Raw genomic sequence first — 23,685 nt, forward strand, 5'->3', positions numbered from 1 at the left:
AGCGTGCGGCCAGGTGCGCGGTCGCTCGTCCCGCGCGCCGTTCAGACGCGCACGATCAGCGCGTCGCCCTGGCCGCCGGCCGAGCAGATCGCGGCGACGCCGAGGCCGCCGCCGCGGCGGCGCAGCTCGTGCACGAGCGCGCCGACGATGCGGGCGCCGGAGGCGCCGACGGGATGGCCGAGCGCCACCGCCCCGCCGTTGACGTTGACCCGCTCGGGGTCGATGCCGAGCGCGTCGGTCGAGTGGACGGTCACCGACGCGAACGCCTCGTTGATCTCCCACAGGTCGACGTCGGCAGCGGCGATGCCGGCGCGCGCAAGCGCCTTCGCCGCCGCCTCGGCCGGGACCGTCGCGATCACGCCGGTGTCGCCGGCGACCTGCGCGTGGCCGACCACGGTCGCGAGCGGCTCGCGGCCGTTGGCGCGCGCCCAGCGGTCGCTGGCGAGCACCAGCGCGGCGGCGCCGTCGTTGACGCCGGGCGAGTTGCCGGCGGTGTGCGAGCCGTCGCGGCCGACGAGCCCCGGCAGCGCCGACAGCGCGGCGAGGCTGGTGTCGCGGCGCGGCGACTCGTCGCGCTCGACGACCGTCTCGCCCAGGCGCGCCGGAACGGCGACCGGGACGATCTCCTCCGCGGTCGCGCCGGCGTCGGCGGCGGCGATCGCGCGCTCGTGCGAGCGCAGCGCCCAGGCGTCGAGACGGGCGCGCTCGATGCCGAGGCGGTCGGCGACGGCGGTCGCCTCCTCGTACATCGTGCGGCCGCTCCACGGGCTGCGGAGCGCGTCGCGCAGCAGCGCGTCGAGCACCTCGGCATCGCCCTTGCGCAGGCCGAAGCGCATGTCGGGCAGCAGGTGCGGAGCGCGCGACATCGACTCCATCCCGGCCGCCACGACCACATCCGCGTCCGCTCCCCGGATCGCCTGGTCGGCGATCGCGGCGGCGCGCAACCCGGAGGCGCACGCCTTGTTGACCGTCTCGGAGGAGACGGCGTCGGGGATCCCGGCGGCGAGCTGGGCTTGGCGCGACGGGACCGATCCCTGCCCCGCCTGCACGACGGTGCCAGCGACGACGTGCTCGACCTGCCCGGGCGCGACCCCGGCGCGATCGAGCGCGCCCCTGATCGCGACGGCGCCGAGCTGCGGCGCCGGCACCGCGGCGAGCGCGCCGCCGAGCCTGCCGATCGCGGTGCGGGCGCAGCCGAGGACGACGGTGCGGCGGTCGGCGGCGCTCATCGCGGCGCCATCCGCAGCGCGCCGTCGAGCCGGATCACGGTGCCGTTGAGCATCTGGTTGGCGGCCGCGTACGCGACGAGGCTCGCGTACTCCTCCGGCTCGCCGAGGCGCGCCGGGAACGGGACGGTGCCGGCGAGCGAGTCGCGCGCCGCCTGCGGCAGGCCGGCCAGCAGCGGCGTGTCGAAGAGGCCCGGCGCGATCGTCACCAGCCGGATCCCGCGCGGCGCCAGCTCGCGCGCGATCGGCAGCGTCAGGCCGACGACGCCGCCCTTCGACGCCGCGTAGGCGACCTGCCCGACCTGGCCCTCGTAGGCGGCGATCGACGCGGTCGCGACGAGCAGTCCGCGCTCGCCGCGGGCGTCGGGCTCGTTGCCGGCCATCGCCGCGGCCGCGACGCGCAGCGCGTTGATCGTGCCGAGCAGGTTGACCTCGATCACGCGCGCGAAGGCGTCCAGCGGCGTCGCGCCGTCGCGGCCGACGAGCTTCGCCGGCGTGCCGAGCCCGGCGCTGACGACCGCGATCCGCAGGCCGCCGTCGGCCGCGTGCGCAGCCGCGACCGCCGCCTCGACCGCCGCCGGGTCGGTCACGTCGGTCGCGACGGCGCGGCCGCCGATCTCGCCCGCGACCGCCTCGGCGCGCTCCGCGGCCAGGTCGGCGACGACGACCTGCGCGCCGTCTGCCGCGAGCCGCCGCGCGGCCGCCTCGCCCAGTCCCGACGCGCCGCCGAAGACGATCGCGCTCATCCCGTCAACCGACATCTGCTCTCCTTCTCAACGCCCGGCGCCGCGCGCGAGGTGGCGGGCGATCACGAGCCGCTGGATCTGATTGGTTCCCTCGAAGATCTGCATCACCTTCGCCTCGCGCATCAGCCGCTCGACCGGGAACTCCTTCGTGTAGCCGTAGCCGCCGAGCACCTGGACGGCGTCGGTCGTGACCTTCATCGCCGTGTCGGTCGCGACCAGCTTGGCGATCGACGCCTGCTGGGAGAACGGCAGGCCGCGGTCGCGGCGGCGGGCGGCGTCGAGCATCACGCCGCGCGCGCAGGCGGTCGCGGCGGCCATGTCGGCGAGCAGGAAGCCGAGCCCCTGATGGTCGATGATCGCCTTGCCGAAGGTTCTGCGCTCTCTCGCGTACGCGACGGCGTGGTCGAGCGCCGCCTGCGCGACCCCGACCGCGACGGCGGCGATCCCGAGCCGGCCGCTGTCGAGCGCCTGCAGCGCGATCGACAGGCCGTCGCCCTCGGCGCCGATCACGCGGTCGGCGTCGAGGGCGACCGCGTCGAGGTCGACCGTCGCCGTCGTCGAGCCGGTCAGGCCCATCTTGCGCTCGGGCGCCTGCGCGGCGAGGCCGGGCGCGTCGCCCGGGACGAGGAAGCACGAGATCCCGCGCGCGCGGTCCTTGGAGGTGCGGGCGAAGAGCGTGTAGAAGTCGGCCTCGCCGCCGTGCGTGACCCACGCCTTCGAGCCGTCGAGGCGATAGCCGTCCGCGACGCGGGTCGCGCGGGCGCGCATCGCGCCGGGATCGGAGCCGGCCTCTGCCTCCGACAGCGCATAGGCGCCGAGCAGGTCGCCGGCGAGCAGCTCCCCCAGCCACCGCTCGCGCTGCTCGTCGCTGCCCCACGTCGCGAGCGGATAGCACGACATCACGTGGACGCTGACGCCGACCCCGACGCTCGCCCACGCGCCGCCCAGCTCCTCGAGCGCCTGCAGGTAGACCTCGTAGGACTGCCCACCGCCTCCCAGCTCCTCCGGGTAGGGCATGCCAAGGATCCCGAGCCTCCCGAGCTCGCGGAAGAGCTCGCGCGGGAAGGCGCCGGCCTCCTCCGCCGCCGCGGCGCGCGGCGCCAGCTCGGCGGCGGCGAAGTCGCGCGCCAGCGCGACGATCGCGGCCGACTCGTCATCTGGGAGCAAGCGATCTGCGGGCATGCCCGGCACAGTACCAGCCGAGATACCAGGGTACGATTGACGGCATCGGGGCGCGGCCCGGGCGCGCCGCGCCCGGGCCGCCGCGCTCAGCCGCTCTGCACGATCGTGTAGCTCTTCACGATCGTCTCGCGGATCTCCCACGTCCCTCTGGCGCCGGCCGGCATCACGACGAGCGCGCCGGGGGTCAGCTCGTGGCGGGTGCCGTCCTCCTCGATCAGCGTCCCCTCGCCCGAGATCACGTGGATCGACTCGGTGCGGCCGTCCCAGTGGGAGGTGAACGAGCCGGGCGTGCACTCCCACACGCCGACCTCGACGCGCTCGTCCTCGTACAGCGCGGTCCACGCCTCGACGGGGTCGCCGGCGATCGTCGTCGCCTTTCTGCCGGCCGGCGTCAACGCGGCCCCGGCGGTCTCCATGCGGTGCATCGCCATGTCAGTGCTCCTGTTCGTGGTCGGTCGACGGCGAAGGCTCACGCCGCCGACGGGTGGATGCGGACGGTCCTTCCGCGCGTCAGCGGCTCCGGGCGCCGCGGCGCAGCGTGTAGCACTCGACCGCCTCGCCGTCGAGCAGCACGCCGGTCCCCGGCGTCTGGTCGAGGACGATCTGACCGCCCTCGACGCGCAGCGGATTGGCGACGACGCGCTCGAAGTTGTAGACGTCCTCCTCCAGCGCGAAGTACTCGACGACGACGCAGTTGGCGCTGGCGGCGGCGAGTTGGGCGTGGAGGTTGGCGTGCCAATGCGGCGCGACGGAACGGTCGACCGCCTGCGCCGCGTGGACGATCTTGCTCCACTCGGTGACGCCGCCGGCGACGCAGACGTCGGGCTGGAGGATCTCGCACGCCTCGACCCGCAGCAGCTCGGCGAAGCCCCAGCGGGTCGCCTCGATCTCGCCGGTCGCGATCGTGATCGGCGAGCGGCGCGACAGCCGCGCGTGACCGGCGACGTCGTCGGGCAGCAGCGGCTCCTCCAGCCACCAGATGTCGTGCGGCGCGAAGGCGCGGGCGGCGTGCAGCGCCTCCTCGCTCGTGCGCCACGCGTTGTTGGCGTCGAGCGCCAGCCAGCCGTCCGGGCCGAGCGTCTCGCGCGCCGCCGCGACGCGCGCGACGTCCTCGGCGAGCGGCAGGCCGCCGACCTTCATCTTGTATCTGGTGAAGCCGAGCGCCTGGTAGCGGCGCACCTCCGCGACGACGTTCTCGACCGCGTCGCCGGCTCGGTAGTAGCCGCCGCTGGCGTAGGCGTCGACGCGGTCGCCGGAGCTCCCGCCGCCGCCCAGCAGCGTCCGCAGCGGCAGCCCGGCGCAGCGGCCGAGCAGGTCCCAGGCGGCGATGTCGACGGCGCTGAGCGCCCGCACGACGGCGCCGCGGCGGCCGGCGAGCAGCAGCTCGCGGTGGACGAGGTCCCAGTTCTCCTCGATCGCGAGCGCGTCGCGGCCGACCAGCGCCGGCGCGATCAGCTGCTCGATCGCCTCGGCGACCCACAGGCCGCCGTCGTTGCCGGCGTAGGTGTAGCCGACGCCCTCGCGGCCGTCGTCGGCCCGCACGCGCGCGAGCACGTAGTCGCGGTGCTCGACGCGGCGCGTCGAGAACGACGTCGTCTGGCGAAGCGGGATCCGCAGCGCGGTCGCCTCGATCGCTTCAATCCTCATCGCTCTCCCTTCCCGACCCGACCGGCGGCAGCCCGCGCGCGGCGTCGCCGCGCGCAGGCGGCGACGGGACGGCGCGCGGGCGCCGTCGTCGACTCCGGTGCGGCCGGCGGCGCGCGGCGCCGCCGGCCGGATCACTCGGAGGTCGGTCTCCAGTCGTAGGTCTGCTTGATCATGTCGAGATAGACGAAGGTCTCCGTCGAGGTGACCTCGTCGATCGCGCGCACGCGGTTGATCAGCTCCAGCAGGTGCTGGCGGTCTCTGCAGACGACTTCGACGATCACGTCGTGGTGGCCGGCGGTCATCACGACCAGGCTCGACTCGGCCCACGAGGCGATCTCCTTGCCGACCTTGTCCGACACGCCGGTCGTCGAGATCGCCAGCATCGCCATCGACTCGTAGCCGAGCCCGCTCGGGTTGGCGATCGCCGTGACCTGCATCGCGTCGGCCTCGACCATCGCCCCGAAGCGGTTGCGGATCGTCGCCTCGGAGACACCGAGCGCGTTCGCGACGTTGCGGATCGACTCGCGCCCGTTGCGGTGGAGCGCGTCGAAGATGTCGCGGTCGAGCTGATCGAGCGTCGGCGCGACGTCGCCGCGCACTGCGCGGCGACGTTGCGTGGCACCGTTGTGGCCGTTCTGGCCGTTGTCCCCCATCGAAGGCACCTAACGATCGTCCGCGTGGTGGGATCGAACGGTATCAAGGTGCGATGGGCTGGGCGCCAAGATCGCGGCGTGCGGAGACGTGTCTGCGGAAGCTGTCCGCCGGGCGTCAGTCATCGTCTCCTACCACGACCCCCTTCGGGTTCACGAGGTAGCGGTCGCCCTCGCGCCGGGTCTCCTCCAGCCACGTCGCCGCGCCCGGCTCCTGCGGGTCGACCAGCGGCCGCTCGACCGCCGCCAGCTCCGCCCGGAGCGCCGCCGTCGCCTCCGCGTCGAGCACCGGATCGGGGTCGTCGGAGAGCACGACGCCGAACAGCGCCCGCGCCGCCGTGCGGCTGACGAGCCCGTCGCGCACGTCGCGGCGCACGCGCTCGGCATCGCGCTCGATCGGGTTGCCGTACCCGCCGCCGCCGGTCGAGACGCCGACGAGCAGGTCGCCCTCGCGCACGACCACGTGCGCGGTCGCGGTGAAGAAGGCGCGGCTGCCGTCCGCCGCCTGCTCGACGTACATGCCGCCGCCGATGCCGGGCGTCCCGCCGAGCACGCCGTGGGGCGGGTTGGCGTAGTTGTCGCCGAAGGTGATGCACTCCATCTCGCCGGCGATCGGGCGCACCTCGCAGCGCACGCCCGGGCCGCCGTTGAAGGCGCCGAAGCCCATCGAGTCGGTCTCGATCTCCATCCGCTCGATCCGGATCGGGTAGAGCAGCTCCAGCTGCTCGACCGGCTGCGCCTTGACGCCGCCGGCCGCGCCGATCGACTCGACCAGCGGCCAGCCGTCGGCGCCCTCGGTGCCGCCGGCCCCGCCGGTGCCGTTGAACAGCATCACGCCCCACGGCTCGCCGGTGCGCGCGTCGACGCCGGCGAGCTGCGGCGTGTTGCCGCAGCGGGCGCCGCCGGCCGGCACGCGCGACGGCAGCGCCGCCGCCATCGCCTTGTTGACGGTGTCCTGGATCGCGTCCGACGGCACGATCGTCGCCGCCGAGGTGGCCGCGGGGAAGCGCGCGTTGACGATCGTCCCCTCCGGCGCGTAGCACTCGATGTGGCGCAGGCAGCCGTCGTTGTGCGGGATGTCGGGATCGATGTACTGCATGAACGGGATCGAGGCCGCGGCCTGGGTGGTCGCGTAGGAGCCGTTGACACCGCCCCTCGCCTGCGCGCCGCTGCCGTCGAGGTCGATCCTCACCTGCTCGCCGTCGACCGTCACCTTCACCTTGATCGGGATGTCGAAGGCGTCGTAGCCGTCGGTGTCGACCCAGCCCTCGCCGAGGTACTCGCCGTCCGGCACGGCCGCGATCTCCTCGCTCATGCGGCGGTCGGAGTAGGCGAGCATCTGCTCCGCGTAGGAGGTGACGACGTCGGCGCCGAACTCGCGCACCAGCTCGACCAGCCGCTCGCGGCCCTTCTCGACCGAGCCGAGCTGGGCCAGCAGGTCGCCCTCGGAGTGCTCGCGGTAGCGGACGTTGGAGAGGTAGAGGTCGAAGACGTCGTCGCGCTTGACCCCTCTGTCGTACAGCTTCAGCGGCGGGATGTGCAGGCCCTCCTGCCAGACGTTCTGCACGACCGCGCTGACGCTGGAGGGGACGGTCGCGCCGGTGTCCATCTGGTGGCCCTTCGTGACCGACCAGAAGAGGTGGCGGCCGTCGACGAAGACCGGCGCGACGGTGACGAGGTCGCCGACGTGCGAGTTCCACCGGTACGGCGAGTTGCACGCGAAGACGTCGCCCTCGTGGATGTCGCCCTCGAAGGTGCGGGCGATCTCGCGCAGCACGAGCTGCAGCGAGGCGGTGTGCGACGGCAGCGCGTCGTACATGCAGAGCTGGCGCGGCTCGGCGTCGTAGATCGCGCACGAGAAGTCGCGGTTGAGCGCGAGGATCGACGTCCACGCCGAGTACTCGAGCGTCAGCGTCATCTCGTTGACGATGCTGTTGAAGCGACCGAGCAGGACGCTGAAGAGGACCGGGTCGGTCTGGGTGGCGCTCATCTGTTCGCTCCCGTCGTGGTCGTCGTGGTCAGCTGGGCGGCGGCGGCGCTCTCGATGTCGACGTCGATCGCGTAGCTGCCGTTGTCGAGCACCGACAGCACGTCGCCGGGGTTGACGGCGATCGTCGTCGTTGACGACTGGACGATCGCCGGGCCGCTGATGCGGTCGCCGGGCGACAGCGCCTCCATCCAGTGGACGGCCGTCTCGACGACGGCGTCGACCTCCTCGAACCAGACGCCGCGCGTCCCGGCCGGCACGAGCGCTCTCCCGTCGCCGCGCGCCGGCGCCGGCTGTCTCGTCTCCGGGATCCGCCCGACGCCGGTGACGCGCCAGTGCAGGAACTCGATCGGCAGCCCCTCGCGGGCGTAGGTGAAGTGGCGTCTGTGCTCGGCGTTGAAGCGCTCCTCGATCTCGCGCATCTGCGTCGGGCCGTACGCCTCCGCAGGCGGGACCGGGATCGTGATCTCGTGCACCTGGCCGACGTAGCGGGCGTCGACCGAGCGCTGGATCTCGATCTGGTCGGGGCCGAAGCCGCTGGCCTCCAGCCGCTCGCGCGCCTCGGCCTCCATCTCGGCGAAGGCGGCGTCGACCTCCTCGAAGCGCTCGTCGGAGGAGACGGCGTGGAGCGCCCGCGAGTGGTCGTGGCGGACGTCGGTGACGGTCATGCCGAAGGCGCAGAAGGTGCCGGCCTCGCGCGGTATCAGCACCCGCTTCATGCCGATCGCGCGGGCGAGGCTGGCGGCGTGCAGGCCGCCGGCGCCGCCGCCGCAGACGAGCGTGAAGCCGCGCGGGTCGATGCCGCGCTCGACCGAGACGGCGCGCACGGCGCCGACCATGTTGGCGTTGACGACGCGCAGGATGCCGCCCGCGGCGGCGATCAGGTCGAGGCCGAGCGGCTCGCCGACGGCGCGCTCGACGGCGTCGCGCGAGCGGTCGTCGTGGAGCTTTCGCTGCCCGCCGAGGAATGCCTCGGGCGCGAGCCGGCCGAGCGCGACGTGCGCGTCGGTCACGGTCGGCTCCGTGCCGCCGGCGCCGTAGGCCGCCGGGCCCGGGGTCGCGCCGGCGCTGCGCGGGCCGACACGGAGCGCGCCGCCGTTGTCGACCCATGCGATCGAGCCGCCGCCGGCGCCGATCGAGTGGACGTCGACGCCGGGGACGCCGATCGGCTGCGACTCGACCTGGAGCTTGCGCGACATGCCGGCCTGGCCGCCGACGATCACGCAGACGTCGAGGCTGGTGCCGCCCATGTCGACGGTGATGAGGTCGTCCTCGCCCAGCTCCCGCGCGTACCACGCGGCCGCCGCGGGGGCGGCGGCGGGGCCGGAGTGGACGGCGTTGACCGGCCGCCGCAGCACCTCGTCGACCGAGGCGCAGCCGCCGTTGATCTGCATGATCAGCAGCGGGTGGGCGAGGCCGAGGCCGCTGAGGTGGTCCTCGACCTTGCGCATGTACGCCTTGATCACCGGGAGGATGTAGGCGCTCAGGACCGTCGAGGAGGTCCGCTCCCACTCGCCGACCTCGGGCAGGATGTCCGAGGAGCAGAGCACGTCGACGTCGCCCAGCTCCTCGCGCAGGATCTCGGCCGCGCGGCGCTCGTGCGCGGGGTTGACGACCGACCACAGGAAGGCGACCGCGACCGCCCTCACGCCCTCGGCGCGGAAGGTCTCGGCGGCCGCCCGCACCGACGCCTCGTCGAGCGGCGTGACGACCTCGCCGTCGGGCGCGATCCGCTCGACGGCGCCGAGCCGCAGGTTGCGCTCGACGAAGCCGCCGGGATGCTCGAGGTGGATGTTGAACCGCTCCGGCTTGAAGGCGTCGCGGAAGTAGAGGATGTCGCGGAAGCCCTCGGTCGCCAGCAGGCCGACCTTCGGCCCGTTGCGCTGGATCACCGCGTTGGTGCCGGCCGTGGTGCCGTGCACGAGCAGCGAGACGCGCTCGAGGAACTCGGGCGTCTTGAGTCTCAGCCCGGCGGCGACCCACTCCAGCCCCTCCGCGATCGCGCGCGACGGGTCGTCGCTGGTCGTCGCCTGCTTCCACAGGCTGACCGAGCCGTCGTCGCCGATCACGGTGAAGTCGGTGAAGGTGCCGCCGATGTCGATGCCGACACGGAACGTGCCGGGAGAGCTGCCGTCCACAGCGTCTTCCTTTCTGCCAGTCATGTTCAGAGGGGTGTCGCGCCGCGCTTGCGGAACAGCAGCGACCAGATCAGGAGGCCCAGCAGCGAGATCCCGATGATCGTCGTGCCGATCGCGTTGATCGCCGGGCTCAGCTCGGTTCTGAGGCGCGACATCACGACCATCGGGAGCGTGTTGTCGGTGCCGGTGACGAAGAAGGTGCGGGTGATCTCGTCGAGCGAGACCGTCAGGCCCAGGAGCGCGGCGCCGATCAGCGCGCTCTTCATGTTCGGGAGCACGACGAACCAGAAGGTCCGCAGCTCGTTGGCGCCGAGGTCCATCGCCGCCTGCTCGTAGGAGCGGTCCCAGCGCTGGAGCGTGACGACCGTGAGGATCACGAAGACGCCGAGCAGCATCGTCGTGTGGGTGATCACGACGGTCGTCAGCGACAGTCTCACGTCGAGCTCGAGGAACAGCGACAGCAGCGCCATGCCCGAGACGACGCCCGGCACCAGGAACGGCGCCATCAGCATGCGCTGGAAGAGCGCCTTGCCGGGGAAGTCGAAGCGGTCGAGCGCGAAGCCGGCCGGGACGCCGAGCAGCAGCGCCGCGACCGTGCTGATCGAGGCGACCTTGAGCGTGTTGCGCAGGCCCTCCATCAGGCCGTCGTCGCTGTAGGCCGTCTCGAACCAGCTCAGCGTCAGGCCGTCGATCGGCCAGCTCATCGTTCTGCCGGCGCTGAAGGCGTAGACCGCGATCACGATCGCCGGCAGGTAGAGGAACAGGTAGATCAGCGCGACGGTGCCGTCGAGCGCGAGGCCCGGCAGCCGTCCGCGCAGCGCCAGGGCGGCGCGGCGGGCGCCGGAGGGGCGGGCCGGCCCGGCCGGCCGCGCCGGCGCCGGCGACTCGATCGTCGTGCTCATGCGAGCGCTCCCTCGTCGGTCGTGTCAGGGGCCGCCGCGTCGCGGCGACGGCGGCCGGCCGGGCGCCACAGGCGCGTCGCGAGCGCCGGCAGCGTCAGCACGAGCAGGATCGCGAGCATCATGATCGTGCCCAGCGCCGCGCCCATCGGCCAGTTGATCGTGGCGCGGAAGTTGTCGGCGACCTGGTTGCCGATCGTCTGCGTCGCCGACGGCGGCCCGACGAACGAGGTCGCGAAGTAGTCGCCGAAGGCGAGGATGAAGGCGAAGGTCGCGCCGATCACCAGCGCCGGGGCGATCAACGGCAGCTCGACGCTGACGAACTGGCGCCAGCGGCGCGCGCCGAGGTCGCCGGCGGCCTGCAGCAGGCTTGGCTGGACCCGCTCCAGCGCGGCGTAGATCGGGATGAAGGCGAACGGCATCGCCAGCTGCGTCTGCGTCAGCACGATCGCGAAGCGGCTGAAGATCAGGAACGACAGCGGCTCCTGCGTGATGCCGACGTCCATCAGGAAGGTGTTGAGGACGCCGTTGGCGCCGAACAGCACCCGCCAGCCGAAGACGCGCAGCAGGTAGCCGAGCCACAGCGCCACCACGACGGCGCCGATGAAGAGCGTCTTGTGGCGTCTGACGCGGAAGCGGATGAAGTGCGCGAGCGGCAGGCTGAGCGCGACGGCGAGCGCCGCCGCCATCGCGCCGTTCTGCAGCGCGTTGAGCAACCCCCGCCAGTAGATGTCGCCCTCCAGGAACGTCGAGTAGTTGTCGAGGTTCCACTCCTTGACGAGGCGGAAGTCCCGCATCTTCCAGAAGCTCATGCAGACGGCCAGCACCGTCGGGACGACGATGAAGGCGAGCGCCCAGGCTGCGGCGGGGCCGAGCAGGATCGCTCCCTGCAGCCAGCGATGGCGGCGGATCAGTGACATGGCGAGGGTTGCTCCGGTCGCGATCTAGCGGAAGCCCGCCACGATCTCGTCGGTGTAGCGCTGGTAGACGTCCGGGCGGGCCGGGTCGACGCGCACGATGCCCTTTCTCAGCAGCTCCTCGGCTCTCGTCGCGCCGCTCTCCTCCGCCAGCTCTCTGGAGAGGAATCTGGCGGCCTCGGGCTGCGCCGGGCCGTAGCCGGTCTCTCTGACCAGCGTCGCCTGCATCTCCGGATCGGTCATCCAGTTGATCCAGGCGTAGGCCGCCTCCTTGCACGGCTCGGAGATGTCGGCGCCGATGCCGAGGCCGTCGACCCACGCGTTCGCGCCCGAGTCCTCGAAGACGGCCTGCGCGAATCTGCCGCCGCCCTCTCTCGCCAGCTGCGTGTAGATCGACGCCCAGCCCGGCGACGCGGCGACCTCGCCGTTGGTGAACAGCTGCACCAGCTCGCCGCCGGAGTTCCACGTCGTGCGCACCTGCGGCGCGAGCGTCAGCATTCTCTCCTTGATCTGGTCGAGCTGCTCGTCGCTGAGGTCGAAGACGTCGTCGTTGAAGCCGAGGACGGTCGCGCCGATGTACAGCAGCGAGACCTCGTTCCAGAGCGAGACCTTGCCTCTCAGCGCCGGGTTCCAGAGCACGTCGTAGCCGGTCACCTCGTCGGCTCTCAGGACGCTGCTGTCGTAGATGAAGGGGTTGACGCCCCAGTTCTGCGGCGTGCCCCACGTCTCGCCGTCGATCACGAGCGCGTCGCGCAGCTGCTGCGGCGCGCCGTCGTAGTGCTCGAGCTTGGAGACGTCGAGCGGCTGGATCGCGCCCGCGGCCGCCTGCCGCCCGCGCACGGCGCCGTTGACGCTGACGACCGGGAAGGCGCCTCTCTGCGTCGCCGCCTTCGCGACCAGCTCGGTGTCGGAGGAGGCGTAGGTCGGCTTGACCTCGATCCCGTATCTCTCCTCGAACGGTCTGACGTACGCGTCGTTGGCGTAGCCCTCCCACGTGATGATGTTCAGCACGGGGCACTGCCTGATCGTCTCCATCGAGGCGTTCGCGCTCGCGCCCGTCGTCGTGCCGCCGTCGGCGGCGGCCGACGTCGCCGCGCCGTCGTCGTCGCTGCCGCCGCACGCGGCGAGCGTCAGCGCGGTCAGCGAGAGCGCCGCCAGCGTCGAGGCAGCTCTCAGCTTGCTGGGAACCTTCACCCTGCGTCCTTTCCTCGTTGCATCACCTGATCTCCTCCTGCCGCCTCTCGCGCGCGGGCGGCCGCCGGCGCTGCGCCGGTGCGCGCAGCGGCCGGCGGCGGCCCGCGCCCTATGCGTCAGGCGCGATCGCGACCGTCGCCGCGACCGCGAAGCGCGCGCAGACGCGGTCGCCGACCGCGTACGTCGACACGCCATGCCCCTGCCCGGGGTCCATCGCGACCCGCGCCTTCAGCGTCCCGCCGGGGGCGAGCAGCTCGTAGACGGTGTCGCTGCCGCCGTAGACGGCCGAGGTGACGACGCCGGTCACGGCGTTCTCCTCGGCGCTGCCGGCGTCGTCGTCGCCGGCCGCCGCCAGCCGGACCTTCTCCGGCCGGATCGCGACGGTGACGGCGCTGCCGCGCGGGCGCGCGCCGCCGACGCCGCAGACGACGGCGCCGCCCGCGAGCTCGACCTCGACGCGATCGTCGCCGCGCATGCCGAGCGCGGTCGCCTCGAGGAAGCTCGACTCGCCGATGAAGTCGGCGACGAAGCGGTTCTCGGGGCGCTCGTAGATGCTGACCGGGTCGCCGATCTGCATCACGCGGCCGCCGTGCATGACGGCGATCCGATCGGCCATCGTCAGCGCCTCCGACTGGTCGTGCGTGACGTAGACGAAGGCGATGCCGGCGTCGTGCTGGATCTGCTTCAGCTCGCTCTGCATCGCCTGGCGCAGCTTCAGGTCGAGCGCGCCGAGCGGCTCGTCGAGCAGCAGCACCGCCGGCCGGTTGACGAGCGCGCGGGCGACCGCGATCCGCTGCTGCTCGCCGCCGGAGAGGCCGGGGACCGGGCGGCGGCCGTAGCCCTTCAGCCCGACGCGCTCGAGCGCCTCCTCGGCGGTCTTCGCACGCTCGCGGCGTCCGACGCCCTTCATCCGCAGCCCGAAGGCGACGTTGTCGCGCACCGAGAGATGCGGGAACAGCGCGTAGTTCTGGAAGACGGTGTTGACGTCGCGCTTGAACGGGGGCTCGCCGTTGGCGACGCGGCCCGCGATCGCGATCTCCCCGCTGGTCGGCTGCTCGAAGCCGGCGATCATCTTCAGCGTCGTCGTCTTGCCGCAGCCGGAGGGGCCGAGCATCGCGAAGAACTCGGTTCTGCCGACGTCGAAGCTGACGCCGCGCACGGCCTGGTGGCCCTCGAAGGCCTTCGTCACGTCGCGGACCGAGACGGCCGGCGCCGCGCCCTCGCGGGCCGTCGCGGCAGCAGCGGGGCGGTCGGTCGGCGTCGATCCGGTGGCGGCTCTCGCAGCACTCATCGCGTCGCGTCCTGCTCTCTCCTGGTGGGCGGTTCGCATTTGCCCGGTGAACCCTAAACACGGTTGCGCATATTCGTCAAGAACTTGAGTTTGACTATGCATATGCGAAACTGAACCTCGCCTTTTGGCCGTTTTACGCAAACGGCCAAGTTCGTTCGACGCCACGACACGGAGGGAGAGCGCGGGTGCAGCCAGCGCACACCGAATCGCCGGCTTTGCAGGGACTCACCTCGCCGGGACTGCTGATCGACGGCCGCTGGATCGGCGCGTCCGAGCGCGACCGCTTCGCCGTCGAGGACCCGTCCGGCGGCGCGCCGGTCGCCCACCTGCCGCGGGCGACGACCGCCGACCTCGACGCCGCGCTTGGCGCGGCCGCGCTCGGCTTCGAGCGATGGCGCGCCACCGACGCGTGGCGGCGCAGCGAGGTGCTGCGCGGGGTCGCCGCGATCATGCGCCGCGACGTCGAGCTGTTCGCGCTGACGATGACGCTCGAGCAGGGCAAGCCGCTCGCCGAGAGCCGCGCCGAGACGCTCGCGACCGCCGACCAATTCGACTGGTACGCGGACGAGACCCGCCGCATCTACGGCCGGCTGCTCGACGGCCGCAGCGACGGCCGGCGGCTGCTGACGCGGCGTGAGCCGATCGGCCCGATCGCCGCCTTCACCGCCTGGAACTTCCCGCTGCTGCTGCCCGGCCGCAAGCTCGCGGCGGCGCTCGCGGCCGGCTGCTCGGTCGTGCTGAAGCCGGCCGAGGAGGCGCCGCTGTCGGCGCTGCGGCTCGCGCAGGCGTGCGTGGAGGCCGGCCTCCCCGACGGCGCGTTGAACGTCGTGATGGGCGACCCGGCGGCGATCAGCGCCCACCTGATCGCCTCGCCGACGATCCGCAAGGTGTCGCTGACCGGCTCGGTGCCGGTCGGCCGCACGCTGCTGCACCATGCCGCCGAGGCGGTCAAGCCGAGCGCGATGGAGCTGGGCGGCCACGCGCCGGTGCTCGTCTTCGCCGACGCGGACCCGCGCGCGGTCGCGCAGGCGGCCGTCGCGGCGAAGTTCCGCAACGCCGGCCAGGTCTGCGCCTCCCCCACCCGCTTCCTCGTCGAGGCGCCGATCGCCGAGGCGTTCCAGGAGGCGTTCGTCGAGGCGGCGAGCGGGTTGACGGTCGGCCCCGGCGCCGACCCGGCGACCGAGGTCGGGCCGCTGACGACGCGCCGGCAGCTGGAGGCCGTCCACGGGCTGGTCGAGGACGCGGTCGGCCACGGCGCGACCGTCCGGCTCGGCGGCGCCGCGCTCGACCGCCCCGGCAACTTCTACGCCCCGTCGGTGCTGACCGGCGTGACGTCGGAGATGGCGATCATGACGACCGAGCCGTTCGGGCCGGTCGCGCCGATCGCGACCTTCGACACGCTCGACGACGCGATCGCGCAGGCCAACGCGACGCCGTTCGGTCTGGCCAGCTACGTGTTCACGACGAGCACCCGCACGGCGTTCCTCGCGTCCGAGCGGCTGGAGGCCGGCATGGTCGGAGTCGGGACGTTCGCGATCGCGACGGCCGAGGCGCCGTTCGGCGGCGTCAAGGACTCGGGCTTCGGGCGCGAGGGCGGGCCCGAGGGCATCGAGGACTATCTCGTCACCAAGTACATGGCGATCGAGCTGTGAGCGGCGGCGTCTTCAAGAACCTGACGAGCTACGGCGACGACGGCTTCAGCCGCTTCCTGCGCCGCTCGTTCCTGGCAAGCGCGGGGATCGACCGCGAGGACCTCGACCGGCCGGTCGTCGGGATCGTCGACACCTCCTCGGACTACACGACCTGCCACCGCGACATGCCGAAGCTGGTCGAGGCGGTCAGACGCGGCGTGCTGCAGGCCGGCGGGATGCCGTTCGTCTTCCCGGCGATGTCGCTCGCCGAGATCCAGACCTCGCCGAGCGCGATGCTCTTCCGCAACCTGATGGCGATGCAGGTCGAGGAGTCGATCCGCTCCCAGCCGATGGACGCGGTCGTGCTGCTCGGCGGCTGCGACAAGACCGTTCCCGCCGAGGTGATGGCGGCGGCGTCGGCCGACGTGCCGGCGGTGCTCGTCGTGACCGGGCCGATGATGGCCGGCAGCTGGCGCGGCCAGCGCGTCGGCGCCTGCACCGACTGCCGTCGGCTGTGGAGCTCCCACCGCGGCGGCGAGATCGACGCGGGCCAGATCGAGGAGGTCGAGCAGGCGCTCTGCCCGACCGCCGGCACGTGCATGGTGATGGGGACGGCGTCGACGATGGCCTGCGTCGTCGAGGCGCTCGGCCTGATGCCGCCCGGCTCTGCGACCGCCCCGGCGCCGAGCGCCGACCGGCTGCGGATCGGCGTCGCCAGCGGCCGCCGCGCCGTCGAGCAGGCGGCCGCCGACCTGCGCCCGAAGCGGATCCTCACGCGGCCGGCGTTCGAGAACGCGATCGCCGTCCTGAACGCGATCGGCGGCTCGACCAACGCGATCGTCCACCTGCTCGCGATCGCGCGGCGGGCCGGCGTCGACCTGACGCTCGACGACTTCGAGCGGATCGCCGCGCGCGTGCCGCTGCTGGTCGACTGCAAGCCGTCGGGCGCCGGCTACCTGGAGGACATGCACAAGGCCGGCGGGGTGCCGGCGCTGCTGTCGATCCTCGAACCGCTGCTCGACACCTCCGTCGTCGACGTGACCGGCACGACGCTCGCGGAGCGGATCGCCGCCTTCCGCGCCCGCGACGGCTACGTCGACCACCGCGTGATCCGGCCGCTGGAGGATCCGCTCGGCCCGACCGGGGCGCTCGCGATCGTGCGCGGCAACCTCGCGCCCGACGGCGCGGTCGTGAAGGTCGCGGCCGCGAGCGAGCGGCTGCTCGTCCACCAGGGCCCGGCGATCGTCGTCGACTCGCCGGCCGAGGCGACCGCGAAGCTCGACGACCCCGACCTCGACGTCACGCCCGACCACGTGCTCGTGCTGCGCAACGCCGGGCCGGTCGGCGCCGGCATGCCCGAGGCCGGCTCGCTGCCGATCCCGCGCAGGCTCGCGCTCCAGGGCGTGCGCGACATGGTCCGCGTCTCCGACGCGCGCATGAGCGGGACCGCCTACGGCACGACCGTGCTGCACTGCAGCCCGGAGGCAGCGATCGGCGGCCCGCTGGCGCTGCTGCGCGACGGCGACGTGATCTCGCTCGACGTCCCGAGCGGCCGCGTCGACGTGCTGCTCGACGACGCCGAGCTGGAGGCCCGCCGCGCCGCGCTCACGCTGCCGCCGCCGCCGGAGCGCGGCTGGCGACGCCTCTACCACCAGCACGTCGAGCAGGCCCATCTCGGCGCCGACCTCGACTTCCTCGCCGGCGGGGAGGTGGAGCCGAGCGCCGCCGGCAGCTGACAGCGGCCGGCGACCGACCGGACGCCGCGCCCGGCGCACCAGCCGGGCGCGTTCCGTCGCTCCGTCGTCACATCGCCTGCTCGCCGTTCGTCATCGAAGTGAGCCCACGTCATTCGATGAAGGAGGCGGACGGTGCAGCAGGCACTCGAACTCCCCCGTCACACCGCGGTCGCCGCCGGGCCGCCACAGCCGGCAGCGCCTGTAGAGCCCGAACAGCGACAGTCCCCACTGGAGATGGTCGGGGACGTCCTCGACCTGATCGCCGGCGCCGTCGCAGTGGGGCTGCCGTTCCTGGTGCTCTCGCTGCCCGGGATCGTGCTGTTCGTGCTGCTCCCGCTGCTGCTGCTGGCGATCCCGGCGGCGGTCGTCGCGCTGCTGCTGGCGCCGCCGATCCTGCTGGTGCGCGCGGCGCGGCGACTGGGGCGCGCACGATGACCGCGCACGCTCACGACACCGGCCGCGAGCGGCGCTGGTGGATCCTCGCGATCGTCGCGACGGCGCAGCTGCTGGTCGTGCTCGACGTGACGATCGTCAACATCGCGCTGCCGTCGGCGCAGCGAGACCTCGGCTTCTCCGACGACGACCGCCAGTGGGTGATCACCGCCTACGCGCTCGCGTTCGGCAGCCTGCTGCTGCTCGGCGGGCGCATCGGCGACCTCGTCGGGCGCAAGCGCGTGTTCGTCGCCGGACTGCTCGGCTTCGCCGGCGCCTCGGCACTGGGCGGCGCGGCGCAGAGCTTCGAGCTGCTCGTCGCCGCGCGCGCCCTCCAGGGCGTCAGCGCGGCGCTGCTGGCGCCGGCCGCGCTCGCGTTCCTGTCGACCACGTTCACCGATCCCGAGGAGCGTGCGAAGGCGTTCGGCGTCTACGGCGCGATCGCCGGGATGGGCGGCGCCTGCGGCCTGCTGCTCGGCGGCGCGCTGGCGGAGCTGCTCGACTGGCGGTGGTGCATGTACGTCGCGCTGCTGTTCGCCGTCCCGGCGGCGGTCGGCGGCCTGACGCTGCTGGGCCCCGCGGCCGCGGCAGCCCGTCCGCGCCTCGACATCCCGGGGACGCTCGCGGCGTCGGCCGGGCTGTTCGTGCTGGTGTTCGGCGTCTCGCAGGCCGAGCGCGACGGCTGGGGCGATCCCGTCACCGTCGCCTGCCTCGGGGCGGCCGCCGCGCTGCTGCTGGGATTCGTCGTGCTGCAGGCGCGCGCGGCGCATCCGCTGCTGCCGCTCCGCATCGTCGCCGACCGCGACCGCGGCGGCGCGCTGCTGGCGGTCGCTGTCGCGAGCGCCGGGGCGTTCGGCGTCTTCCTCTTCCTCACCTTCTACCTGCAGACCACGTTGGCGATGGGCCCGCTGGAGACGGGGCTCGCCTTCCTGCCGATGAGCGCCGTGGTGCTGGTCTCGGCGACGACGACGACCGTGCGCGTGCTGCCGCGCACCGGCGCGCGCCCGCTGATCCCGACCGGCATGCTGCTCGCCGCGATCGGCTTGGCGCTGCTGACGCGGATCGGCGTCGAGACTGGCTACGTCTCGCACATCCTTCCGCCGCTGCTCGTGATCGGGATCGGCTTCGGAATGGTGATGGCGCCCGCGCTCGCGACCGCGACCTCCGGCGTGGCGGCGCACGACAGCGGCGTCGCCTCGGCGACGGTCAGCACCTGCCAGCAGGTCGGCGGCTCGATCGGCATCGCGCTCCTCAGCACGCTGGCCGCCTCGGCGGTCAGCGCGTACGCGAGCGACCACGGCGCGGCGCCGGACGTGCTCGCCCGCGCCGCGGTCGAGGGCTACACGACCGCGTTCTGGTGGGCGGCCGGCATCTTCGCGGTCGGCGCCCTGCTCTGCGGCGCGCTGCTGCGCTCCGACACGCGCCCCGCGATGCCGCACCGGGCGCCTGGGGCCGACCGTCCGGCCCCGCGGCCCGAGCGCGCAGGAGCGGTAGCGTGACCGCCGGAGCGATGGACGACCGCGACTGGCTGGCGGAGCGCTTCGAGGCCGACCGCACGCACCTGCGCGCGGTCGCCTTCCGCATGCTCGGCTCGGTCGCCGAGGCCGACGACGCCGTCCAGGAGGCATGGATGCGGCTCGACCGCGCCGGCGCCGACGGCGTGCGCAACCTGACCGGCTGGCTGACGACGGTCGTCGGACGCGTCTGCCTCGACATGCTGCGCTCGCGCACCGCGCGGCGCGAGGAGCCGCTCGGCCCGCACGTGCCCGACCCGCTCGTCGGCCGCGAGGACCGCAGCGATCCGGAGCACGAGGCCCTGCTGGCCGACTCGGTCGGGCTGGCGCTGCTGGTCGTGCTCGAGCAGCTCGATCCCGCCGAGCGCCTCGCCTTCGTGCTGCACGACATGTTCGCCGTGCCGTTCGACGAGATCGCGCCGATCGTCGGGCGCTCGCCCGACGCCGCACGCCAGCTCGCAAGCCGCGCGCGCCGGCGCGTGCGCGGACAGGCGCCGCCGCCCGACCCCGACGTCGGCGAGCAGCGGCGGGTCGTCGACGCCTTCCTGGCCGCCGCCCAGGGCGGCGACCTCGCGGCGCTGATGGAGGTGCTCGATCCCGACGTCGTGGTGCGCGTCGACCGCAGCGCGCTGCGCCCCGGCACCTCGCGCGAGATCCGCGGCGCGGCGGCCGTCGCCGAGGTCGCGCTCTCCGGCGGCTCGCGCTTCGCGCGCTTCCTGCGACCGGCGCTCGTCAACGGGACCGCCGGCCTCGTGGCCGCCGCCGGCGACCGCCCGTTCGCGGTCGCCGGCTTCAACGTCGTCGCCGGCCGGATCGTCGAGATCGACGTGGTCGCCGGCCCGGCCCGCCTGCGCAGCCTCGACCTCGGGAGGTGAGCCGCGCAGGCCTGGAAGGACGCACAGACAAAGGCACGAAATCTGCCATCATCAGATGCTCGTTCCCATGCCCAATGGAGGGCTCCGATGCGCACGACCATCGCCTTGGACGACGATCTCGTCGCGGAAGCGCAGCGCCTCACCGGCACGACCGAGAAGACCGCGCTTGTGCGCGAAGCGCTCCGCGCGCTGATCGAGCGCGAGAGCGCGCGTCGGCTCGCACGGTTGGGTGGGAGCGAGCCCGAGCTGCGCTCGATCCCGCGACGGCAGAGCTCGTCGCGGTGATCCTCGCCGACACCTCGATCTGGATCGACCACCTCCGCGCCGGCGAGCCCACGCTCGCCCGCCTGCTCGACAGCAGCGCGGTGCTCGGGCACCCATGCATCGTCGGGGAACTGGCGCTCGGCAACATGCGCAATCGCGACGAGGTGATCGGCCTCCTGCGGGATCTGCCTCAGGCGATCGTCGCCGAGCACGACGAGGTCCTGCGGCTGATCGCCGACGAGGAGCTCCACGGTCACGGAATCGGCTACGTCGACGCGCAGCTCCTCGCCGCGACCCGGCTGACACCCGACGCGATGCTCTGGACTCGCGACAAGCGCCTGTCAGCGGTCGCGAGGCGCCTCGGGATCGGCTTCCGGCCGACCGCACGCTGACCGACCCTGGCGCGACGGGACGACCGACAAATGCCGGCGGCGGCCGCTGGAGCGCGTGGAGTCTCGTCAGTCCGTCGGTTCGCAGAAGCGCAGCACGTTGCCGAACGGGTCGATGACCTCGACCGTGGGCCCGCCGGGCGCGTCGCGGTCGATGCCGGGCCGAAGCCGCGGGTGCGGCCGGCCCGACAGCTCGGCGTGGAACGCCTCCACGCCGCGGAGCGGAATCCAGACGACGGTTCCCGGCGTGCCGTCGCCGTGGTGCTCGGAGAGATGCAGCACCGTCTCGTCGCGCCGAACGCAGACGTACAGCGGCATGCCGGGCTCGAAGCGATGCTCCCACTCCACCGCGAAGCCCAGGTAGTCCACGTAGAACGTGCGCGCCACCGCTTCGTCCTGGATCCGCAGCACAGGAACCGCCGCGCCCGTTCCGGCCGGCTCCGCCGACAGCCGCGCCGATGCGGTGTTCCAGTCCTTGAAGCCGATCTGCTGCGCGACGGTCTCCAGCGCGAGGCCGTGGCTGATCGAGGTGCCCGCTTCGGCCAGGCGCCGCCGCAGCGTGCGCGCCGCAGCCTTCGCATCGTCCAGCGTCAGATTCATCAGTTCCACCGTCTCCCGATGCCGCGTCTGGTCGGTGCCCGCGTTGCCGTCCAAGGGCACCGTGGGATCACGCGAACCGATGACGGGACGTTCTGCTCGATCCGTTCACCGGACCGATCGCTCGGCGCGGGCGGCAGGCCGATCGAGTCGCCTGCGCGCAGGCTAGCAAGCCGGCCTGGCGACGGTGCATCGCGAGCCAGGCACCCGGCCCATGAAGAAACCCCGCCGGAGCGGGGCTTTCCTTCGCGGGCCTTGAGCCGGAAGTTCGACACGCTAAACACCAACGGGATCCGCGGCCTGCCGCAACGGCGCTGGCCCCCGATGAACGCACACGGCCGCCGACTTCCTGCGCCAAGCACCTGCTCGAACGCGCCGCCGACGCGACCCATCAAAGCCTCTCCGCGTTCGTGCTCCAAGCAGCCGCCCGGCACGCCGAGGAAGCCCTAGCCGAGCGCACCGTGATCCAGCTCTCGCCGCAGGTAGCCCAGGCGTTCAGCACGCCCCTGATCCCGTTCCCGCACTCCTGCTCGGCCGCCTCGCCGTCGACAGAAGCTGCACCGGCCGCGGCGCCGGCACCGCGCTCGTCGCCCATGTCCTCGAGATCAACACCAAAGCCGCCTGGCGCGCCGTCGTCGCCACCGCACTCCACCAACGCGTCTGCACCTGGTGGGAATGCCTCGGCTTCCACCCTTCCATCCCGACGACCCCACCGACACCGACCTCTCCCTCCTCACCAGCGAGATCGAGACGACGCTCGTCCGCTAAGTCGGAACCAGCGAGATCGAGACGACGCTCAGCGCGCTCGTCCGCCAGGTCGGAATCACGCTATTCCCCGGGAATCGGCCCATACAAAGCCCGTTTGGCGCCGCTGACGTGCAGCGCGTACCGCCGCGACGTGCGCGTGCGAGACGTTCCTCGCCTCCATCGGGATCACCGACCGGCCGCGGTCACGATCGGGCACCTGCGGCAGTTCCTCGCCGTCGAAGCCGAGCGCCGGCCGGCCGGCGCCATCGAGCCAGGCGCGCACGCACCACACCGCGACCGGGTACCGATTCGTGGCTGTGCGGGAGCCGGGATGACGCCGTGGCTGGCAGTCGTCGTCGATGATGGACTTCCTACGCACCCGGCCGGCATGGTGGACCCACCGACCGAGCACCGCTGCCGCTCCCCCGCCCCGCCCGGTCGCGAAGCCGGGGTGACGCGCGAGCGCGTGCTACGGTGACAGCACACGTGGGATCGTCCGATTCCTCGAAACTCGTGCCTTGCGCTCGTAGTCGTCGCCTCACCAGCCGCCTCCGCGTTCGTTTTGCACCTCACGCTGGAGGAAGCACCGATGGCTACAGGAACCGTCAAGTGGTTCAACGACGACAAGGGCTTCGGGTTCATCACGCCCGACGACCAGTCCAAGGACCTGTTCGTCCACCACACCGCGATCGTCGGCGACGGCTACCGCTCGCTCGCCGAGGGCGCCCCGGTCTCCTACGACGCCGAGCCCGGCGACAAGGGACCGAAGGCCGTCAACGTCCAGGCGACCTGATCGCCTCCCTGGTCGCGCCTGCCGACCGGCAGCGCGCGACCGTGATGCCGCGCGGCTGCCTCGACGGCTCCACCGCCGGCGCGCTCGAACAGGAAATCCTGCGTCTCTGCGACGCCGGCTTCTCCTCGATCGCGATCGACCTGCGCGCGCTCCAGTTCACCGAGCCCGCCGGCGGCCGGCTCCTGCGCCATCTCGGCGAGCTGGCCGGCCGCCGCGACGTCACGCTCGCGGCCGCACCCGACCGGCGTTCCGCGCCATCACGCTGACGCCGACCCCCGCGCCGCCGCTTCGCCGTGCGGCGCCGGGGCTCCGGTACGTGGGCGTGCGCCCGGTGGGGAGTGGACGCCATGACATCTCGCTCGCCAAGGCGACGAAGGAAGCCGCGCACGTGATCGGGCGCGGCGATGCCGTGGTCAGGCGCACGCACCGAACGGTCGACGCGAGCGCGCGGCTTCGCGCCTCGGTCGCGCGTGACCGCGCAATCACGGCACAGCGCCGTCTCGAAGGCCAGGGCGGCGCCCGCCGGAGATGATCGGGCAGACGCTCGGCCCCGGCTGAGCCCCGATCCCCGCGTGAGATGGATCCGCCGGGCGACCCGCGGATCGAGACGGCGTCGCTGGCCGCCTCGAGGGCGTCGCCAACGCGCTCGCACACGGCCAACTGGACGTGCACAGCCGATCGAGCTGCGGATCGCCCCGACTGCGGCGAATCGGCCCATAGAAAAACCCCGCCGGAGAGGGTGTCGCACAAACCCCGGCCTGTGGCCGGGGTTTGTGCTGTCCGGGGGCTTTAAGACGATGCCGTGGTCGGCGTCGTCGGGGAGGTGCTGT

Annotated in this window: 22 protein-coding genes; 9 read left to right on the top strand and 13 right to left on the bottom strand. The window is 73.1% G+C overall.

Going from position 1 to position 23,685, the window contains the following annotated elements:
• Positions 1 to 41: 41 nt before the first annotated feature.
• The 12 genes from BDZ31_RS19425 to BDZ31_RS19480 all read right to left on the bottom strand — a co-directional run bounded on the left by BDZ31_RS19425 (position 42) and on the right by BDZ31_RS19480 (position 13,877).
• A complete protein-coding gene (locus BDZ31_RS19425) occupies positions 42 to 1,229 on the bottom strand; it encodes an acetyl-CoA C-acyltransferase (RefSeq protein WP_183344197.1) in 1,188 nt (395 codons plus the stop codon).
• Positions 1,226 to 1,987, bottom strand: coding sequence for an SDR family NAD(P)-dependent oxidoreductase (locus tag BDZ31_RS19430; protein WP_183344199.1), 762 nt, complete (start codon positions 1,985 to 1,987; stop codon positions 1,226 to 1,228). Before BDZ31_RS19430 ends, BDZ31_RS19425 begins: the two co-directional genes overlap by 4 nt.
• A 12-nt stretch (positions 1,988 to 1,999) precedes the next feature.
• Positions 2,000 to 3,154 carry an acyl-CoA dehydrogenase family protein gene (locus tag BDZ31_RS19435; RefSeq protein ID WP_183344201.1) on the bottom strand — a complete coding sequence of 385 codons (1,155 nt, stop codon included), beginning with the start codon at positions 3,152 to 3,154 and terminating at the stop codon, positions 2,000 to 2,002.
• A gap of 86 nt (positions 3,155 to 3,240) precedes the next feature.
• On the bottom strand, positions 3,241 to 3,585 hold the full coding sequence (locus tag BDZ31_RS19440; RefSeq protein WP_183344203.1) for a cupin domain-containing protein: 345 nt from the start codon (positions 3,583 to 3,585) through the stop codon (positions 3,241 to 3,243).
• Positions 3,586 to 3,664: 79 nt separating this feature from the next.
• Positions 3,665 to 4,801, bottom strand: a complete 1,137-nt coding sequence (locus BDZ31_RS19445; protein ID WP_183344206.1) for a mandelate racemase/muconate lactonizing enzyme family protein — start codon at positions 4,799 to 4,801, stop codon at positions 3,665 to 3,667.
• A 131-nt stretch (positions 4,802 to 4,932) separates the two neighbouring features.
• A complete protein-coding gene (locus BDZ31_RS19450; protein ID WP_221243187.1) occupies positions 4,933 to 5,454 on the bottom strand; it encodes an Lrp/AsnC family transcriptional regulator in 522 nt (173 codons plus the stop codon).
• Positions 5,455 to 5,569: 115 nt separating this feature from the next.
• Positions 5,570 to 7,441, bottom strand: coding sequence for a hydantoinase B/oxoprolinase family protein (locus tag BDZ31_RS19455; RefSeq protein ID WP_183344210.1), 1,872 nt, complete (start codon positions 7,439 to 7,441; stop codon positions 5,570 to 5,572).
• Complete coding sequence (locus BDZ31_RS19460) at positions 7,438 to 9,576, bottom strand: hydantoinase/oxoprolinase family protein (RefSeq protein ID WP_221243188.1); 2,139 nt, start codon at positions 9,574 to 9,576, stop codon at positions 7,438 to 7,440. Before BDZ31_RS19460 ends, BDZ31_RS19455 begins: the two co-directional genes overlap by 4 nt.
• Before the next feature lie 26 nt (positions 9,577 to 9,602).
• On the bottom strand, positions 9,603 to 10,478 hold the full coding sequence (locus BDZ31_RS19465; RefSeq protein WP_183344214.1) for an ABC transporter permease: 876 nt from the start codon (positions 10,476 to 10,478) through the stop codon (positions 9,603 to 9,605).
• Positions 10,475 to 11,395, bottom strand: coding sequence for an ABC transporter permease (locus tag BDZ31_RS19470; protein ID WP_183344216.1), 921 nt, complete (start codon positions 11,393 to 11,395; stop codon positions 10,475 to 10,477). Before BDZ31_RS19470 ends, BDZ31_RS19465 begins: the two co-directional genes overlap by 4 nt.
• A 24-nt stretch (positions 11,396 to 11,419) precedes the next feature.
• Entirely contained in the window at positions 11,420 to 12,586 is a 1,167-nt protein-coding gene (locus tag BDZ31_RS19475) for an extracellular solute-binding protein (RefSeq protein WP_183344218.1), read from the bottom strand.
• Positions 12,587 to 12,695: 109 nt separating this feature from the next.
• Positions 12,696 to 13,877, bottom strand: coding sequence for an ABC transporter ATP-binding protein (locus tag BDZ31_RS19480; protein WP_183344220.1), 1,182 nt, complete (start codon positions 13,875 to 13,877; stop codon positions 12,696 to 12,698).
• Positions 13,878 to 14,062: 185 nt separating this feature from the next.
• On the opposite strand from BDZ31_RS19480, the gene BDZ31_RS19485 reads away from it, so the two are divergent.
• The 7 genes from BDZ31_RS19485 (at position 14,063) to BDZ31_RS19515 (ending at position 20,721) form a co-directional block, all read left to right on the top strand.
• Positions 14,063 to 15,529, top strand: a complete 1,467-nt coding sequence (locus tag BDZ31_RS19485; RefSeq protein WP_221243189.1) for an NAD-dependent succinate-semialdehyde dehydrogenase — start codon at positions 14,063 to 14,065, stop codon at positions 15,527 to 15,529.
• Positions 15,526 to 17,244, top strand: coding sequence for a dihydroxy-acid dehydratase (locus BDZ31_RS19490; RefSeq protein WP_221243190.1), 1,719 nt, complete (start codon positions 15,526 to 15,528; stop codon positions 17,242 to 17,244). The genes BDZ31_RS19485 and BDZ31_RS19490 overlap by 4 nt, the downstream gene beginning before the upstream one ends.
• A gap of 234 nt (positions 17,245 to 17,478) precedes the next feature.
• A complete protein-coding gene (locus BDZ31_RS19495) occupies positions 17,479 to 17,679 on the top strand; it encodes a hypothetical protein (RefSeq protein ID WP_183344222.1) in 201 nt (66 codons plus the stop codon).
• Complete coding sequence (locus tag BDZ31_RS19500; protein ID WP_183344225.1) at positions 17,676 to 19,175, top strand: MFS transporter; 1,500 nt, start codon at positions 17,676 to 17,678, stop codon at positions 19,173 to 19,175. The genes BDZ31_RS19495 and BDZ31_RS19500 overlap by 4 nt, the downstream gene beginning before the upstream one ends.
• A gap of 11 nt (positions 19,176 to 19,186) precedes the next feature.
• Positions 19,187 to 20,065 carry an RNA polymerase sigma factor SigJ gene (sigJ, locus tag BDZ31_RS19505; RefSeq protein WP_183344299.1) on the top strand — a complete coding sequence of 293 codons (879 nt, stop codon included), beginning with the start codon at positions 19,187 to 19,189 and terminating at the stop codon, positions 20,063 to 20,065.
• An 87-nt stretch (positions 20,066 to 20,152) separates the two neighbouring features.
• On the top strand, positions 20,153 to 20,350 hold the full coding sequence (locus tag BDZ31_RS19510) for a type II toxin-antitoxin system VapB family antitoxin (RefSeq protein WP_183344227.1): 198 nt from the start codon (positions 20,153 to 20,155) through the stop codon (positions 20,348 to 20,350).
• Complete coding sequence (locus tag BDZ31_RS19515; protein ID WP_183344229.1) at positions 20,347 to 20,721, top strand: type II toxin-antitoxin system VapC family toxin; 375 nt, start codon at positions 20,347 to 20,349, stop codon at positions 20,719 to 20,721. Before BDZ31_RS19510 ends, BDZ31_RS19515 begins: the two co-directional genes overlap by 4 nt.
• A 66-nt stretch (positions 20,722 to 20,787) precedes the next feature.
• Here BDZ31_RS19515 and BDZ31_RS19520 read toward each other — a convergent pair whose 3' ends face one another.
• Positions 20,788 to 21,318 carry a glyoxalase superfamily protein gene (locus BDZ31_RS19520; protein WP_183344231.1) on the bottom strand — a complete coding sequence of 177 codons (531 nt, stop codon included), beginning with the start codon at positions 21,316 to 21,318 and terminating at the stop codon, positions 20,788 to 20,790.
• Between the two features lie 1,333 nt (positions 21,319 to 22,651).
• Between BDZ31_RS19520 and BDZ31_RS19530 the strand changes: the two genes are divergently transcribed.
• Together BDZ31_RS19530 and BDZ31_RS19535 are read left to right on the top strand one after the other, a co-directional pair.
• The gene (locus BDZ31_RS19530; RefSeq protein WP_183344233.1) at positions 22,652 to 22,855 is read left to right on the top strand and encodes a cold-shock protein; all 204 of its coding nucleotides are present in this window, start codon (positions 22,652 to 22,654) and stop codon (positions 22,853 to 22,855) included.
• A 44-nt stretch (positions 22,856 to 22,899) separates the two neighbouring features.
• The gene (locus tag BDZ31_RS19535; protein WP_183344235.1) at positions 22,900 to 23,121 is read left to right on the top strand and encodes a hypothetical protein; all 222 of its coding nucleotides are present in this window, start codon (positions 22,900 to 22,902) and stop codon (positions 23,119 to 23,121) included.
• Positions 23,122 to 23,685: the final 564 nt, after the last annotated feature.

This window comes from Conexibacter arvalis, assembly GCF_014199525.1.
Taxonomy (GTDB): domain Bacteria; phylum Actinomycetota; class Thermoleophilia; order Solirubrobacterales; family Solirubrobacteraceae; genus Conexibacter; species Conexibacter arvalis.